This window comes from Musicola paradisiaca NCPPB 2511, assembly GCF_000400505.1.
GTDB lineage: Bacteria > Pseudomonadota > Gammaproteobacteria > Enterobacterales > Enterobacteriaceae > Musicola > Musicola paradisiaca.
On the sequence record NZ_CM001857.1, the window covers coordinates 4,214,948 to 4,230,760 of the forward strand.

The 15,813-nt window shown below is 58.0% G+C and carries 14 protein-coding genes and 1 pseudogene; 8 read left to right on the forward strand and 7 right to left on the reverse strand.

Annotated elements, in window-relative coordinates; genetic code table 11:
- Positions 1–5: 5 nt before the first annotated feature.
- From ptsN to rnk, 4 genes are all read left to right on the forward strand, one after another.
- Complete coding sequence (gene ptsN / locus DPA2511_RS18800; RefSeq protein WP_023638508.1) at positions 6–494, forward strand: PTS IIA-like nitrogen regulatory protein PtsN; 489 nt, start codon at positions 6–8, stop codon at positions 492–494.
- 144 nt (positions 495–638) lie between these two features.
- On the forward strand, positions 639–1,493 hold the full coding sequence (rapZ, locus tag DPA2511_RS18805; RefSeq protein ID WP_015855314.1) for an RNase adapter RapZ: 855 nt from the start codon (positions 639–641) through the stop codon (positions 1,491–1,493).
- Positions 1,490–1,762 (forward strand): PTS phosphocarrier protein NPr, encoded by a 273-nt coding sequence (gene npr / locus DPA2511_RS18810; RefSeq protein WP_015855315.1) that lies wholly within the window; start codon positions 1,490–1,492, stop codon positions 1,760–1,762. The genes rapZ and npr overlap by 4 nt, the downstream gene beginning before the upstream one ends.
- A gap of 162 nt (positions 1,763–1,924) precedes the next feature.
- Positions 1,925–2,335 carry a nucleoside diphosphate kinase regulator gene (gene rnk / locus DPA2511_RS18815; protein WP_015855316.1) on the forward strand — a complete coding sequence of 137 codons (411 nt, stop codon included), beginning with the start codon at positions 1,925–1,927 and terminating at the stop codon, positions 2,333–2,335.
- Between the two features lie 65 nt (positions 2,336–2,400).
- On the opposite strand, the gene pmbA is transcribed toward rnk, so the two are convergent.
- Positions 2,401–3,741 carry a metalloprotease PmbA gene (gene pmbA, locus DPA2511_RS18820; RefSeq protein WP_015855317.1) on the reverse strand — a complete coding sequence of 447 codons (1,341 nt, stop codon included), beginning with the start codon at positions 3,739–3,741 and terminating at the stop codon, positions 2,401–2,403.
- A 263-nt stretch (positions 3,742–4,004) separates the two neighbouring features.
- Here pmbA and yjgA point away from each other — a divergent pair, with 263 nt between their 5' ends.
- Complete coding sequence (gene yjgA / locus DPA2511_RS18825; RefSeq protein ID WP_015855318.1) at positions 4,005–4,556, forward strand: ribosome biogenesis factor YjgA; 552 nt, start codon at positions 4,005–4,007, stop codon at positions 4,554–4,556.
- An 86-nt stretch (positions 4,557–4,642) separates the two neighbouring features.
- Here the strand turns inward: yjgA and DPA2511_RS18830 are convergent, their stop codons facing one another.
- Complete coding sequence (locus DPA2511_RS18830) at positions 4,643–5,269, reverse strand: LysE family translocator (RefSeq protein ID WP_015855319.1); 627 nt, start codon at positions 5,267–5,269, stop codon at positions 4,643–4,645.
- A 104-nt stretch (positions 5,270–5,373) separates the two neighbouring features.
- Between DPA2511_RS18830 and DPA2511_RS18835 the strand changes: the two genes are divergently transcribed.
- The gene (locus DPA2511_RS18835) at positions 5,374–5,874 is read left to right on the forward strand and encodes a DUF1543 domain-containing protein (protein WP_015855320.1); all 501 of its coding nucleotides are present in this window, start codon (positions 5,374–5,376) and stop codon (positions 5,872–5,874) included.
- A gap of 6 nt (positions 5,875–5,880) precedes the next feature.
- On the opposite strand, the gene aaeB is transcribed toward DPA2511_RS18835, so the two are convergent.
- The 3 genes from aaeB to aaeX are packed head-to-tail and all read right to left on the reverse strand — an operon-like array spanning position 5,881 to position 9,006.
- A complete protein-coding gene (gene aaeB / locus DPA2511_RS18840) occupies positions 5,881–7,836 on the reverse strand; it encodes a p-hydroxybenzoic acid efflux pump subunit AaeB (RefSeq protein WP_015855321.1) in 1,956 nt (651 codons plus the stop codon).
- A gap of 13 nt (positions 7,837–7,849) precedes the next feature.
- Complete coding sequence (gene aaeA / locus DPA2511_RS18845) at positions 7,850–8,797, reverse strand: p-hydroxybenzoic acid efflux pump subunit AaeA (protein ID WP_015855322.1); 948 nt, start codon at positions 8,795–8,797, stop codon at positions 7,850–7,852.
- Positions 8,798–8,802: 5 nt separating this feature from the next.
- Positions 8,803–9,006 carry a p-hydroxybenzoic acid efflux pump operon protein AaeX gene (gene aaeX, locus DPA2511_RS18850; RefSeq protein ID WP_015855323.1) on the reverse strand — a complete coding sequence of 68 codons (204 nt, stop codon included), beginning with the start codon at positions 9,004–9,006 and terminating at the stop codon, positions 8,803–8,805.
- On the opposite strand from aaeX, the gene DPA2511_RS23590 reads away from it, so the two are divergent.
- Both DPA2511_RS23590 and aaeR read left to right on the forward strand, forming a co-directional pair.
- The gene (locus tag DPA2511_RS23590) at positions 9,001–9,162 is read left to right on the forward strand and encodes a hypothetical protein (RefSeq protein WP_023638509.1); all 162 of its coding nucleotides are present in this window, start codon (positions 9,001–9,003) and stop codon (positions 9,160–9,162) included. The genes aaeX and DPA2511_RS23590 overlap by 6 nt on opposite strands.
- A gap of 266 nt (positions 9,163–9,428) precedes the next feature.
- Positions 9,429–10,373: an HTH-type transcriptional activator AaeR gene (gene aaeR / locus DPA2511_RS18860; RefSeq protein ID WP_015855324.1), complete on the forward strand. Its 945-nt coding sequence runs from the start codon at positions 9,429–9,431 to the stop codon at positions 10,371–10,373.
- 47 nt (positions 10,374–10,420) lie between these two features.
- Here aaeR and tldD read toward each other — a convergent pair whose 3' ends face one another.
- A complete protein-coding gene (gene tldD, locus DPA2511_RS18865) occupies positions 10,421–11,866 on the reverse strand; it encodes a metalloprotease TldD (RefSeq protein ID WP_015855325.1) in 1,446 nt (481 codons plus the stop codon).
- Positions 11,867–11,913: 47 nt separating this feature from the next.
- Positions 11,914–15,748, reverse strand: a pseudogene (gene yhdP / locus DPA2511_RS22130) (AsmA2 domain-containing protein YhdP).
- Between the last annotated feature and the right edge of the window lie 65 nt (positions 15,749–15,813).

Consider the following 15,813-nt stretch of genomic DNA (forward strand, 5'->3'; position numbering starts at 1 on the left):
GCAATATGAACAACGAGCCCGTTATTCAACTCAGCGCCGTACTCCGCAAAGAGTGTACCCGTAGCGCCGTTCACTGCCAGAGCAAAAAGCGCGCCCTGGAAATCATCAGTGAACTGGCTGCCAGGCAGCTCAATCTGCCGCCGCAAATGATCTTTGAATCCATCCTGACGCGGGAACGCATGGGCAGTACCGGTATTGGTAACGGTATCGCCATTCCACATGGAAAACTGGAAGACGAAAACACACTGGGGGCAGTAGGCGTCTTCATTCAGCTGGAACATCCAGTGGCGTTTGACGCCATCGACAATCAGCCCGTCGATCTGCTTTTTGCCTTGCTGGTTCCTGCTGAACAATGTAAAACCCATTTACATACCTTGTCCCTCGTTGCCAAGCGGCTGGCGGACAAATCTGTATGCCGTCGGCTACGCGCTGTGCAGAACGATGATGAGCTGTACCACATCATGACCGACCAGGATCTCGCCGATCACACCTGATGTGTTCGGATTCGGGTAGCAATTATCTCGGACGTCCCTGCGACCGGCGGACGCCCACTCGGAACCGGCAGAGCCGGATAACAAATACATGTGCTAACTGTGGCGGTGGACATTCACCATCCCGCTGCCCGGGGGAGTCGTCAGATGGTGCTGATGATTGTCAGTGGTCGTTCAGGTTCGGGAAAATCCGTGGCTCTACGTGCGCTGGAAGACATGGGATTCTACTGTGTGGACAACTTGCCGGTGGTGCTGCTGCCGGAGCTGGCGTGTACGCTGGCGGAGCGCAACATTTCCGCAGCGGTCAGTATCGATGTCCGCAATATGCCGGAAACGCCAGAAGTTCTGGAACAGGCGCTGACCAGATTGCCCCAGAGCTTTTCCCCGCAGTTGTTGTTCCTCGACGCCGATCGCAACACATTAATCCGCCGTTACAGCGACACGCGCCGGCTCCACCCGCTTTCCAGCAAAAACCTGTCGCTGGAAAGCGCCATTGATGAAGAAAATGATCTGCTGGAGCCGCTGCGTTCACGCGCCGATCTGATTATCGACACCTCGGAAATGTCAGTGCATGAGCTGGCGGAAATGCTACGGACGCGGCTGTTGGGCAAGCGCGAACGTGAACTGACCATGGTGTTCGAGTCCTTTGGCTACAAGCACGGCATTCCCATTGATGCGGACTATGTATTTGACGTGCGCTTCCTGCCCAACCCGCATTGGGATCCTAAACTGCGCCCCATGACCGGGCTGGACAAGCCGGTCGCTGCATTTCTGGATCGCCACACCGAGGTGCATAACTTCATCTATCAAACCCGCAGTTATCTCGAACTCTGGCTGCCGATGCTGGAAACCAATAACCGCAGCTATCTCACGGTGGCAATTGGTTGTACCGGCGGCAAACACCGTTCCGTCTACATTGCCGAACAATTGGCGGATTATTTCCGCTCCCGCGGCAAGAATGTGCAATCCCGCCATCGCACGCTGGAAAAACGCAAATCATGACCGTCAGGCAAACCGTTGAAGTCAAAAACCGCCTGGGCATGCACGCCAGGCCGGCCATGAAACTGTTCGAACTGGTGCAAAGTTTTGATGCCGAAGTGCTGTTGCGTAACGAAAGCGGTACCGAAGCCGACGCCAGCAGCGTCATCGCCATGTTAATGCTGGACTCCGCTAAAGGGCGTTACATTGAAGTGGAAGCCACCGGCCCAGACGAAGAACAAGCATTAGCGGCCGTCATTCAGCTGTTTGAGGCAGGGTTTGACGAAGATTAAGCTACCGTCACCCGATATAAGCAGCCGTTGTGGCTATTCGTGATCGAGATCTCTTCCTTTTTCTGCGACCAGCACCTAGCATCCGCTCATCACTGTTTTTTACATCCCCCCGCCATTCGTTGCGGGGGGATTGCTATTTGTCACAAACCGCTGGAGATAAACATGGATAAACCACACCTGACGATTAACGAGCTGGATGCCGAGCGCCTGGATGCGCTACTGGAACAATCCGCTTTTGCCGGTACCGACGTTGCGCAGGCACTGAATGCGGAGCTGGATCGGGCGCACATCGTCGCACCGGTTGAGATACCGCCCGATGTGGTCACCATGAACAGCCGGGTACGATTCCGGGATTTGTTGACGTGTGAAGAACACATCCGCACGCTGGTTTACCCGGCAACACTGAAGGATAGCAGCGAGCAGATTTCCGTGATGGCGCCGCTGGGAGCCGCCTTGTTGGGGATGCACGTCGGCAAGACCATCAACTGGCCGTTGCCGAACGGTGAAGAAACCCGGATTGAGGTCATGGAACTGCTGTACCAGCCGGAAGCGGCGGGTGAGTACCACCGCTGATAACAACGACATGCGCTAAACGACTGCCCGGAATATTCGGGCAGTCAATGTCGGTAAAAATGCCCTTAAACCCCGGCAATCTTCATCGATGGCAGCAATACCGATCCACACTGAATATTACTGCGCGTCTCGATGTCATCGCCGATAGTCGCGATATTATGCAGCATATCCTTGAGATTGCCGGCAATCGTGATCTCACTAACCGGATACTGGATTTCACCGTTTTCCACCCAGAACCCCGCCGCACCGCGCGAATAATCGCCAGTCACCATGCTGACGCCCTGCCCCATCAGTCCAGTCACCAGCAATCCGGTACCCATCTCTTTCAACATGCCGTCGACATTCAGCCCACGCCCGGCGATCCGCCAGTTGTGAATGCCGCCCGCGTGACCGGTGCTCTTCATACCCAGCTTCCGCCCGGCATAGCTGGTCAACAACCAGGTCTGCAATACGCCGTCCCGCACGATGTCGCGCGTCTCGGTACGTACCCCTTCGCTGTCGAACGGCGTGGAGGCCAACCCTTTACGCAAATGCGGCAGCTCCTGAATTGTCAGCCATTCCGGCAAAATCTGCTGTCCCAAGCTATCCAGCAGAAAGGTGGATTTGCGGTATACGCTGCTGCCGCTGATGGCGCCGACCAGATGGCCGAACAATCCGGTCGCCACTTCGGCGGCAAACATGACCGGCGCCTCCATCGTAGCCAGCTTGCGCGGCGCCAGACGAGCCAGCGTGCGGCGCGCGCACTCTTCGCCCACCCATTCCGGCGATTCGAGATCGCCGATTGCCCGGCCAATCGTATAGGCGTAATCGCGCTCCATGTCGCCATCCTGCTCCGCAATCACGCTGGCGGACATAGAATGGCGGCTGGAACAGTAGCTTTGCAGCATGCCATGACTGTTGCCGAACACCTTGATGCCATAGTGGCTGTTGAAACTACCGCCTTCGGTATTGGTGATGCGCTTATCCGCTTTCAACGCCGCCTGTTCAGCCCGGGCCGCCAGTTCAATGCCTCTGTCGGCATCCAGCTCCGCCGGGTGGAACAGATCCAAATCCGGCGCGTCAAAAGCCAGCAGTTCTTTATCCGCCGGGCCGGCAAACGGATCTTCCGAGGTATAACGGGCGATATCCAGCGCCGCCCGCACGGTACGAGCAATAGCGTCCGGGCTGATATCCGTGGAAGACGCACTGCCTTTACGCTGCTGATAGTAAACGGTGATACCCAGCGCACCATCACTGTTGAATTCGACGTTTTCAACTTCCCCATAGCGGGAACTGACGCTAATGCCCGTTGTTCTCGTCACAGCGACTTCCGCCGCATCGGAACCGGCGCTGGCCAGCTCCAGTGCCTGAGCCACCGCCTGCTCCAGCGCTTTGCGCTGTTCTGCAACCTGAGTGATTATTGTCATCGACTTTCCATCATGAGTAAGAAAACATTCAGATAACACAGGGTGGACGAACCCCGGCTACGCGCGTGCCGTCACCCTACCGCCGCCTGAAAAGAGGTAGCATAATGTCCTTGAGTCTAACAGGATCCGCAGACAATTTCGCAGAAAGCCCAGAACCTGATAGGATCAGCCTCTTTTTTACGACGGGTATTCCTGCCCGTCCCGCAACAGGCCGTCACGAGCGGCATTAAAACGCGCTCCCGGCGTTTTTTACGGAGTCACGCATGAACAAACATCCCGAAGACTGGCAGGACGAGATTCCGGACAGCAGCCAGAAAGATGAAGACGAAGAAATTATCTGGGTCAGCAAAAGCGAGATTAAACGCGATGCCGAAGCCCTGAAAGCGCTCGGTGCCGAGCTGGTCGAGTTGGGCAAAAACGCGCTGGAGCGCATTCCGCTGGATGAAGACCTGCGAGCCGCCATCGAGCTGGCGCAACGTATCAAGAAAGAAGGCCGCCGCCGCCAGCTACAACTGATTGGAAAGATGCTGCGTGCCCGCGATCCGGAGCCGATTCAGACCGCGCTGGATAAACTGCGCAACCGTCACAATCAACAAGTCTCGCTGTTCCACAAGCTGGAGCACATGCGCGATCGGCTGTTGGAACAGGGTGATGACGCCATCCCGGACGTACTGGCGCTTTATCCGCAAGCGGATCGCCAACAGCTACGTTCGCTGGTGCGTAATGCGCAAAAAGAGCAAGCGGCCAACAAGCCGCTCAAATCGGCCCGGCAGATTTTTCAATACCTGCGCGAACTGGCGGAAACGGAAGAATAAAAAAACCGGCGCGACCTGTGCCGCAAGACGTATGAACGTCGCCGCATGACATAAATGTTGGCCGCATTGAAGAGTGCGGCCAACGTTCATTTGGTGGACGCCACCAATGCCGAGCCGGCGAAGATAAACAGCGTGCCGGTCGCACGGTTGAACAGACGTAAACGCCGCGGGCTGGCGAATAGACTGGAAATGCGTTTGCCCATGCAGGCATAGGTGAACATCGTACTCACATCAATGACCACCCAGGTTACAGCCAGAATGGCAAACTGTATGGCCTGCGGCGCGCCGGTCTCAATAAAGTTAGGAAACAGCGCGGCGAAAAACAGAATATCCTTGGGATTGCTGATCCCAACCATAAAGCCACGGCGATACAGCATCCCAAGCCCTGGAGCCTCGTCCATCGTCTCGACGGACGATACCGGCGTTTCTGCCCGGGAACGCCAGGCGGCAATCCCCAACCAGACCAGATAAGCAGCGCCCACCACTTTCAACACCAGAAATGCCGTCGCCGATGCGGCAAGGATCGCGCCGAGCCCCAGCGCAGAAGCACTCATCAGGATCAGCGACGCGCTGGCGCCGCCTAACACGGTAGCCAATGCGCGACGGCGGCCATAGCGTAAACCGTGCGTCATACTCAGCAGGGCGGAAGGCCCCGGTACGGCAATCAGCGCCGCGATCACCCCGATGTAAACCAACCAAAGATGCAAAGTCATTATGGTGTATTCCGTTGATATCAATCTGTCATACAACAGGTTAAGGTGAATGCCTTCGTTATATAAAAAAGAAATAGCCATCTCTTCCGAGGAGTAATTATCGCATGACAACGCTATTTATGTACTATCTTGGCGGCGGTGCCAAAGGCGCCAACATTGAACTGCACGATGTCCAGTTCGTTGCCGCAGAAACGCCGGAAGAAGGGTTCCCCGCGCTAAAAGCCGGCTGGTTCGGCGACAAGAATCAGGTTCATGTCGACAGCTATACCCCGATAACCTGGGCCGATGGCTACGATATCACGCTCAGCCGCCAACCATTTCACGGCCGGGAGAAATTGTGGTTCGTCAACGTAGGCGGCTACCTGCCGGAAAACCCGGCGGAGATTCATCAGTTCGGGCTGTTTGTCGCCGAAAATGCCGACGAAGCCAAACAGCGCGCCAAAGCGATACTCTTGCCGCGGATGTTCAAACAGCACAAGGACAATCTGCATGATGTAGATGACTGTCTGCCGCTCACGCTGTTGGAGCGCTGGCATCTCCACCTGACGCCGAATCCGATGGGAAAACCTGAAGCCCCGCTGTGGCAGGGCTACCATCCGCTGTAAACGCCGCTAATCGCACAGTGCATGCTGGTGGCGCTGCAACAGCGCCGTCAACCGGGCAACGGCGGCGACGATATCGTCCGCCACCTGATGTTCCCCCAGATGTTGCCGGTACTCCTCCATTTGCGTCAGCAACTGCGAAAAATAACGGCTGCGCTGCGTATCCCCAGCGGCACCCGCGACCCGCGCCGCCGTGGCGCGCATCTGGCGATGGCATTCCGCCAGCGTATCGCTAAGCGGAATATCAAGCTGACGCAAACGCTGGTGCACAATAATCAGCGACAGTGCCAGCCGATACTTCGCCATGTCCCCCGGAAACAGATTGATCAACAAAAACAGATGCTGATAAAGCGCGGGCAGATGGTTTTCCCTGCACCGCGCCGGACGAGTCGACAACCCGTCGATGGCGCCGTGTACTAACCGGTTGAGCAGCGTGCGGCCGGTACGAGCACGGCTGTTGTCCCGTATCAGCATAATCACCGCCAGCGCCAGCACGCAGCCGATAATCTGCCCGATGGCGTTATCCAGAAATTGCGACAGATTAAACGTCATTGGGTTATCCAGTACCAAAATATTGATGGTGCTCGCCAGCGCGCCCAACGACCCTAACCGCCGCTTCTGGATTTCGATGCCGATGACGAACGTCATTACGCCGATACAGAGCCCCAGCAACAACAGGCTTTGCTGAGTGGCGGGCAACACCAGCATGAACATCACCGCCCCCAGCGGTAACGCTATCAGCGTACCGATCAGGAAATCCTTGGCGGCCATCAGCGGATTGGGTAAACGCATCACCAGTGCGGTCACTACGCCCAACATCACCATACACACGCTGCCGGATGTCCAGCCGGTCAGCAGCCAAAACAGGCAGCCGACGGCGGTAGCCACGCCGGTACGCAGGCCGTTGATCAACGCATGATGGGTTTCCGCCGAGCTGGCGCGCACCGGCGTTTCCGCTTCCAGTATCTCGGTTTCCCGCTGGCTAATGCGCGCATTGGTTCTGATGCCGGCCGCCAACAGCTGATAGCGGGAAGACGCCGCCAGCCACCCCACCAGCGGCGCAGGCAAGCGACTGCTATGGCTGGCCGCCAGATGGCGCAACTGTCGCAATTGACGGCGCAGATCACCCGGCGTCGTCACCGGTTGTTCCAGCAGCATCAGCAGACCGCCCTTCACTACACAGTCGCCGTCCCGTCGCATCAACCCGATTTCACCAGCCAGGGTCATCATCATCCAGGACTGGCTTAGCAGGGTCTTCATCCGCCGCCAGGCCGGCTGCCAGTGCGACGACTCCATCAGCAGAATATTGCGCATGCCGCCGATGGCCTGCGTTTTCCGCAACAGCCCATGCCAGCAGCTATCGACATCGTCTGTGGCCGCACGGCCCACACAGCGTTGCAGTAGCTGGTACTGTCCCAACAGCAGATCGTCGATGGCGCGATCGACATCCTGTTTAACCGAACGGGGAGAGAACACCAAATCCGCCAGAATGACGCAGACGATCCCCAAAATAATCTCGCTGCAACGCTCAATAGCGAATTGTGGAATAGCACGCGGCGAACTCTGGCTGGTGATGATGATGATCAGCGCGGTATACCCCGCCAGTGCAAACACATACGAGTTTTCCGTTTTCACCAGCGACGAGATCCACACGCACACCCCGGCCCACAGGCAACACAGCATCAGCATGACCACCGGCGCCCGCACCGTCGTCATGATGATCACTAACGCGCCAAAACAACCGATGAAGGTGCCGAGAATACGTAGCAGGCCGCGATGGCGGATTGCGCCGGAAAACGGATCGCCCCCCGCGACGAACGCAGGCCCGGCGGCCACGATAGCGGCAGTCAGCGCCGCCCAGCGTGGCGTTTCCATTTCAAACCAGAACCCCAGCACCAACGACAGCACCACGGCCAGACTCAGCTTGCAGGCAAAACGCAGCCGGGGGAAAACGGAACTGTTCATCGTACCGCTCCGGTTAACCGAACTCGCGCAGCCGATGCAGCAGTTGCAGCAATGGCGACGCCGATTGCACCTCTGGCGTCTGCTCGCCCGTCACCAGAACGGTGGCGGTGGTTCCCGCCGGGTAACGATCACCCCACTGCTGCGTCAGACGGATTTTTACCGGTACCCGCTGCGCCAGACGCACCCATTCCAGACTGGCATCGACCGTCGCCAGCCCTTTGCTGCCCACCGTGCTGCTGCTATTGGCGATCCCGGCGGAGATGCTGTCCACCGTACCGCGCAGAATCTGGTTGCTGCCGAGCGGCGTAATTTCCACCTGGCTGCCGGGCCGGATCCCGGCCAGTTTGGTCTCTTCCATATAAGCCAGCAGGTAGAAGGAATCCTTTTTCACCAGCGCCACCGCTGTCGTACCACGGGTGATGAATTCGCCGGAGTGTACATTCAGGTTGGTAATCCAGCCATCCGCCGGCGCCCGCACCACGGTGCGTTCCAAATCCAGTTTAGCCAGCGCCAGTTGCGCCTGGGCTTTGGCCAACTGATGTTGGGTGGTTTGCAGCGCATTGCCGGACTGTTCGATCTCTTCGCGCGACATCACCTGTACGCCCAACCGTAAACGCCGGGTCGATTCGCGTTTTTTCTCTTCCGCCAGCGCCTGATAGTAGGAGACATCCGCCTGCGCCTCTTCCAGCGCCTGCTGGTAGCGCGGTTGATCGACGACAAACAGCACGTCGCCCTGTTGTACCGGTTGGTTATCCTGCACACGCACCGACGTCAACAACCCGCTGACGTCCGGCGCAATCGCCACCACGTCGGCGGTAAATTTAGCGTCACGAGTCCAGGGGGATTCGGTATAGAACGACCAGACTTTGACCAACGCCACAGCGGCCGCCGCCACCACAATGAGCGTCATCGCAACACGGCTCAGTTTTTTTGTGATGATGTTTAAAACAGAGGCTCTCATGGCACTTACACTCCCAGGTGAAACAGCAGGTAAAACAGGCAACAGAACAGCGAGGTATTGAACAGTGCCGGGTGCCAAACCCATTCGTAGATACCGGAGGAATGCAGCAGGCGAATGCAGATGAAGAACAGCGTCAGCGACACCAGCAGCACAAAAAAGATCGGCGGGAATGACAGGCCGAACAGCACCATGACCGGGAGTGAATGCATCCTCTTTTTCCTTACCTGACCGGCTATCTGTTCAGCAGCAGCGTGAATCAGCGCGTGGATAACACCACGCCGCCGATCGCGCGCCGCCAGGGGACAAAGGCAGAACATCGCCGCCATCGGTATGGCTACCGACAGAGGGAGGACACATCAAGCTGACAAACCATGCAGACTGAGCGGGAACAACGTTCGGTACCCATTCTGTGTGATGCGCGTCTTGACTGAACAATAGCGATTGCAGGCGTTGATTTAATGGTTGAGAAGCGCGATGTTAAATCAGCGTTTTTTAGTCTAAAAATACAATAACAACGGGGAAGTTCGGCTGTAATAGCGCACCACCCCGGTTAAAGCGCCTATATTATGGTGCTTTATTATGATGTTATCTACGCACTGTGATCTAAATCACTTTTAAGCCAGAGTTAATAATGGAACGACTAAAGAGCATGTCCGTGTTCGCCAAAGTGGTGGAGTTCGGAACCTTTACCGCCACAGCACGACAATTGGGAATGAGTGTTTCCGCCGTCAGCCAGACCATTACTCGGCTGGAAGACGAGTTGCAGGTAAAACTGCTCAACCGCAGCACACGCAGCATCGGTTTGACCGAGGCGGGGAAGATTTATTACTACGGCTGTCGTCGCATGCTGCACGAAGCCAACGAAGTCCACGAGCAGCTATACGCTTTCAACAATACGCTGATCGGTACACTACGCATCGGCAGCTCCTCCACCATGGCGCAAAACGTCCTTTCCGTCATGACCACCGATCTCCTAAGACAATATCCCGGGCTCTCAGTCAATCTGGTGTGTGGTATCCCGGCGCCTGATCTGATCGCCGATGGGCTGGACATTGTCATCCGGGTCGGCGCGCTACAGGATTCCAGCCTGTTTTCCACCCGGCTAGGCTCCATGCCGATGGTGGTATGCGCCACTAAACGTTATCTCGCAGTGCACGGCACGCCGGAAAAACCATCCGACATAGGAAACCTGTCCTGGCTGGAATACAGCGTGCGCCCGGATAGCGAATTCGAACTGATCGCACCGGAAGGTATCACCACCCGGATCACTCCGCAGGGGCGTTTCGTCACCAATGATCCGCAAACCCTGATCCGCTGGCTGCAAGGCGGGGCGGGGATCGCGTATGTCCCGCTGATGTGGGTGCTGGAAGATATCCGACGCGGCGACATGGAAATCCTGTTTCCCCGGTATCACTCCGATCCTCGCCCGGTATACGCGCTCTACACCCGCCGGGACAATCTGCCGCTGAAAGTGCAAATCTGCATCGACTACCTGACCGAATATTTCCGCAAGGTAGCGCTGATTTACCAAGGCTACCGGCAGGACGCTGCGCCGGATGACGCGCCGCAGAAATAAATCAGGCCGCATCCGCGGCCTGAACAGAACAAATAACGCTGAATCACTCAGGCGGTGCCGCCGACCGTCAAGCTGTCCAGCTTCAGCGTTGGCTGGCCCACGCCAACCGGCACGCTCTGGCCTTCTTTGCCGCACACGCCCACGCCTTTGTCGAGCGCCAGATCATTGCCGACCATGGAAATCTGCTGCATGGCTTCAATGCCAGAGCCGATCAGCGTCGCCCCTTTGACCGGCGTCGTGACCCGGCCGTTTTCAATCAGATAGGCTTCCGAAGTAGAAAAGACGAACTTGCCGGAGGTGATATCCACCTGGCCGCCGCCGAAGTTCGGCGCATACAACCCGTATTCCACGCTGGCGATAATCTCTTCCGGCGTCGATTTACCCGCCAGCATATACGTGTTGGTCATCCGCGGCATCGGCAGATGGGCGTAAGACTCGCGTCGGCCGTTACCGGTCGGCGCCACGCCCATCAGCCGGGCGTTCAACTTATCCTGCATATACCCTTTAAGAATGCCGTTTTCGATCAGCACGTTGTACTGCCCAGGGACGCCTTCGTCATCCATCGCCAGGGAACCACGCCGATCCGCCAGCGTGCCGTCATCCACCACGGTGCACCGTTCGGAAGCGACCTGTTGGCCGAGCTGGCCGCTGAACACCGACGTGCCGCGACGGTTGAAATCGCCCTCCAGGCCGTGCCCCACCGCTTCATGCAACAGCACACCGGGCCAGCCGGCGCCCAAAACCACCGGCATAGTGCCAGCCGGCGCGGCGACGGCGGAGAGATTGACCAGCGCCATACGCACCGCTTCTTTGGCCCAGGCATCCGCCCGCGCTTCCCCTTCCGACAACTGCCAGAAAAAGTCGTAACCGGTACGAGCGCCGCCGCCGCTGGAGCCGCGTTCGCGACGGCCATCCTGTTCCACCAACACGCTGACCGACAACCGCACCAGCGGGCGAACATCCGCCGCCAGCGTACCGTCGGTGGCGGCCACCAGCACCAGTTCATACACGCCGGTCAGGCTGGCAGTCACTTCCTGCACCCGAGCATCCGCAGCGCGCGCAGTCGCATCCACCCGTTGCAACAACGCGATCTTATCTTCGCGCGTCAGGCTATCCAACGGATTGAGCGCCGGATACAGGCCGCGATGGGCAACTTCCCCCAAGGTTTTGATTCGTCCGTCACCCTGCTCGCGCACAATGCTGCGCGCCGCCAGGGCGCTCTGCCGCAATGCTTCGAGGGAGATTTGATCCGCATACGCAAACCCGGTTTTCTCGCCGCTGACGGCACGGATCCCCACCCCCTGATCGATATGCCAGGAACCGTCCTTGATGATGCGATCTTCCAGCACCCACGACTCGTGGTAGCTCGACTGGAAGTAGAGATCGGCGTAATCGATACGGCGTTCGCTTAAGGTTTCAAGGATGGCCTGGAGATCCTGATGGCCCAGCTTATTTGATGTAAGTAATTGCTCACTGACAAACGTCAGACTCATAGCTCGCCACTCTTCTTGTCACTGTGATCGGATAACGGGCAGCGCGATTATTTCGCCGCTTCCGCGCTCTTCGCTTTCTGCGCTTCCCGCACCACTTCCTGAATTTTGGGTTGATCCACACTACCGGAAATCTGGTAGCGGATCAGGGAAATTTTGTTCCATAACGGAGCCAACACCTTGCTGGCGGCAAACACGGCAGCCCCCACCACTGGATTCACCACAAACGCCGTCGCCACACCGACCGTCGCAGAAATTTCCGGCGCCACCACCGCGTCCATGGTGATCTGACGTTTCACCAGATCGATGTCTCCCTTCATGGCGATATCCGCCTCAAGGCCGTCCACCAGCAGGTTGTCGGTATGTAGTATGCCGTCTTTGATCCAGGCGGTACTGCGAACAGAATCAAAATAGAACCCTTTGCCAAACGTATCGCTGAAATCGAACTGCATCTTACGCAGCAGCGCATCGAAGCTGATCAGCCGCAACAATTGCCCCGCTTGTCCGGCACCGACGTTGACGATTTCACCCTTGCCGATATCGGTTTTCAGAATACCGCTCAGGCTGGGAATATCCGGCGCCCAGGGAGAACCGTGCCAGTACAGATCATAATCGATGGTAAAAGCGCCGGCCCGCAGCGGGCTGCCCACGCCCAGCCATTCGGAATTCTTCGTCAGGCTATCCCCGGACAACCGTCCCTTGAGCGCGGTTCGGGTACCTTCGCCATTCTCCTGCCAACTGCCTTCCAGCGTCAGTTTCGCTTTGCCGCTGTCCACCACGCCGCCACTCAGCAACAGCCGGTTTTTCTCCGGCAGCAGGCTTCCTTTCACTTTCCCGACGTTCAGCCCCATCACCCAACACTCCGCACAGCTGAACCGCAGCGCAGGCAGGTCTTCGAAACGAATGCTGGGATCGTTCAGCGGCGATTTCTTCTCAGCCAATGCGACCGGGTTGGTGGCATCATCGCCCTGCCATTGCGGATTGTAGTACAGGTAACGCAGGTCGCCGCGCCATTCGCCGCTGGGTGGAATAAACAACCGGCCGTCAAGCTCGCGGCCGACCACCGAAATGTCGTTGCCGTTATCCTGAGCCCGGCTGGTAAGCACCACGTCATGCCACTGCTGCCCCAGCACTTTTAGCTGCGATGAGCTCAGCGTCACGCGATCCGGCAGGCGGAAATGGCTGGAAGCCACCTGCGGCGCCAGCGTGCTGCGCATGCCCGGCAATAAAGCCAGCCAACGTTCGCCGTCCAGCGCGGGCAACGTCAATGTCAGCGATGAATCATCCGGCAACGACGGTGTTTTGCCGCCCTGCTGCCAGGCGGCCCGCTCCAGCGTGACGGTGTTGTCCCGCAACAACCAACGGCTGTTGAAACGCTGGTGCTTACCCAATGATCCCGACAACTCAAAGCTGCGCACATCGCCTTTGGCGTTGGCCTGCAATGTCATGGCCTCACCCTCGGCCTTGTTCAACGGAGACGGTAAGTGACTGCTTACTTCCTTCAAATCAGCCTGCACGCTGACATCGTAACTGGCGATGCCGCGGTAAGGCAGCGTTACCTGAACCGCACTCTGCCAGCCGGCATTCCCCTTCAGCGCCGTCGCAACTTGGCTCGGTAATCCCGGTAGTTGCGAAGGCTGCCAACGCCCCAGCAGGCCGACATTCACCAGAAACGCTTTTTCCTGTTCCTGGGTAGAAAAAGTGAACGTTAATGGTTGCTCCAGCCAACGCGCCTTCAGCGTTTGGCTGACCAGATTGCCGTTATCGTAATGAAACTGCCCCGCTACTGATTGCAACAGGACATCCAACGGTTTGATATACAGACTGTTATTGCCCAAAACAACATTACCGCCGGCACGTACCCGACCACCGTTCAACGGAATATCCAGATGCAGATCGCCAAGCACCTCGCCGCCGATTTGCACCTGCGACAGCGCATTGCCCAATGAGCCCTTCAGCGGCGTATGAACAAAGTAATCGCTCACTTCTTTACCATCGCCGCGTAGCTGGCCATCAATCACCAGCTTCTCTTTGCTGTAATCGGCAATCACGGCGTTGATATCGCGCCCTTCCACATTGCCCAGCCCGACGCTGGGCGCCTGCATCCACAGGCCGTTATTCATAAAATTCAGGGTAATATTCAGTGGATCCAGCGCAGGCCAACCGGGCTCGAATTCAAAGTTCGCCCGTTCCAACGGCACCCATACCTGAAATTGCCCTTCCTGATGCTCAAAGGGGAAATCATGCGGATTACCCGCAAAAACCAGTGTCGCATTATCGACATAGCCGGATTTCAGCGCCGTAGAGAGGTAGTCCACCAACGCTTTGCCCATGAACGGTTCCGGGTAATAACGCCAGGCATCGGCGGCGTCCTGCAGGCGAATCCCCGCCAGGATATCCAGCCGAGGCTCGCCCTGCGCAGGCTGGTGGTAATGGAAATCGCCGTTGACCCACAAGGAGCGCGCCTGCACATCCAGCCCGTTCGCCCACAGATCCCAGCCCTGCTCGTTCACGCTCCAGTTCAGCGTGCCCCCCGCCTGACGGATCTCCAGCGGCGCCCGGAACATCCCCTGATACGGCAAGGTACTCTGGCGTAAATCGACGGCAATCTGCCCGCGCGCCATGCTGCCGCGGGCGGAACCGGAAACGTGCTCACCGCCGGGCAGCGACTGCCAGTTCTTCCAACCCGCGTCCCGCCAATTGACCAGAAAACGGGTCTGCGTCATGCGCTGCAATGGAATATCCAACGCCAGCGCGGTGATGCGCCCGCGAGGCTGCAACGCATCCCAGCGCGCCTTCAGCGCCGGCGTGGTCGTCGCCAGCAGCGGCAGCAACGGCGATACCCGCTCCAGATCCAGCTGACTGCCGCGAATACGCAGTTCAGGCTCGCGATCCGGCCCCAACAATTGGGTATCCGCTGGCAGCCACAGGGCGGCAAGCTTGCCCGCTGGCCAGCGCGCGCCGTCCGTCGCCATATTCAACGCGGGGATATCCAGCATCCAGCCATTCTGATAACGGCTGGCATGCACCGTCATGCGGTTGATAGTCCAGACGATGCGGCGTCGCGCCATCCCGCCAGCTGGCGCTGCCTTCCTGTAATAGCAGATCGCCGCCATGAATATCCCCTTCCCGCACGTTCAACCAGGCCGCCAGGCTGAAATCGGCGCTTTCCAGGCCGGTGTTATTGCGCACCCAACGGCTGAGCCAGGGTTTCATGTCGATTTTATCGGCCTGAAGATACACCGTGCCGTTGTTCAGCCAGCCCTGTTCATCGCGCAGATCCATACGCACCTGCACCACGCCGTGCTGGCCATTGAAACTCGACAGGCTGATTTGCCCCTCTGCGCGATGGCGGTTTTTGCTATTTAACCAGGTGAGTTGGGGAATGCTGAGCACGGCGCGGTTTCCCGCCGGCGTCTGGAAAGTAACCTGGCTATCACGCAGGTCAAAATGGTCAAACTGGCGCAGAAAAAGATCGCCCATACGGTCGGGCTGCCATGTACGACCGCTCTGCCGCTGTAGATCCAACGGCGTGTTCAGATCAAACTGCAGGCGATAAAAGGTGAGATCACGGAATTTCCACTGCGCATGCAGTAGCGATTGCCAGACATCCAACGCCAGCGAGATGCGCTCGGAGCGCCAGTCCGCATCCGGATGATGGATACGCAGGTTCTCGATTTCCAGCGTCGGACCGAAGGTTTCCCAACGGCCGCTGAGCCGATCCAGCTCCACCGACAGACCTGTAGCGGACTGTACCCATGCCACCACTTGCGGCCGGAAATAATCCAGCGTTGGCAGCGCCATTCTCAGGCCGCTCACGACCAGAGCGACCAGCACAATCAGAATGGCACCCGCGGCGGCTAATATTCCGGGCAGTCGCCTCACGCCTGTCTCCTTCTTGCTCGCCGCTGGCGACGAGCGAAATCTTATCGGGAGCGCCAACCCGCCGG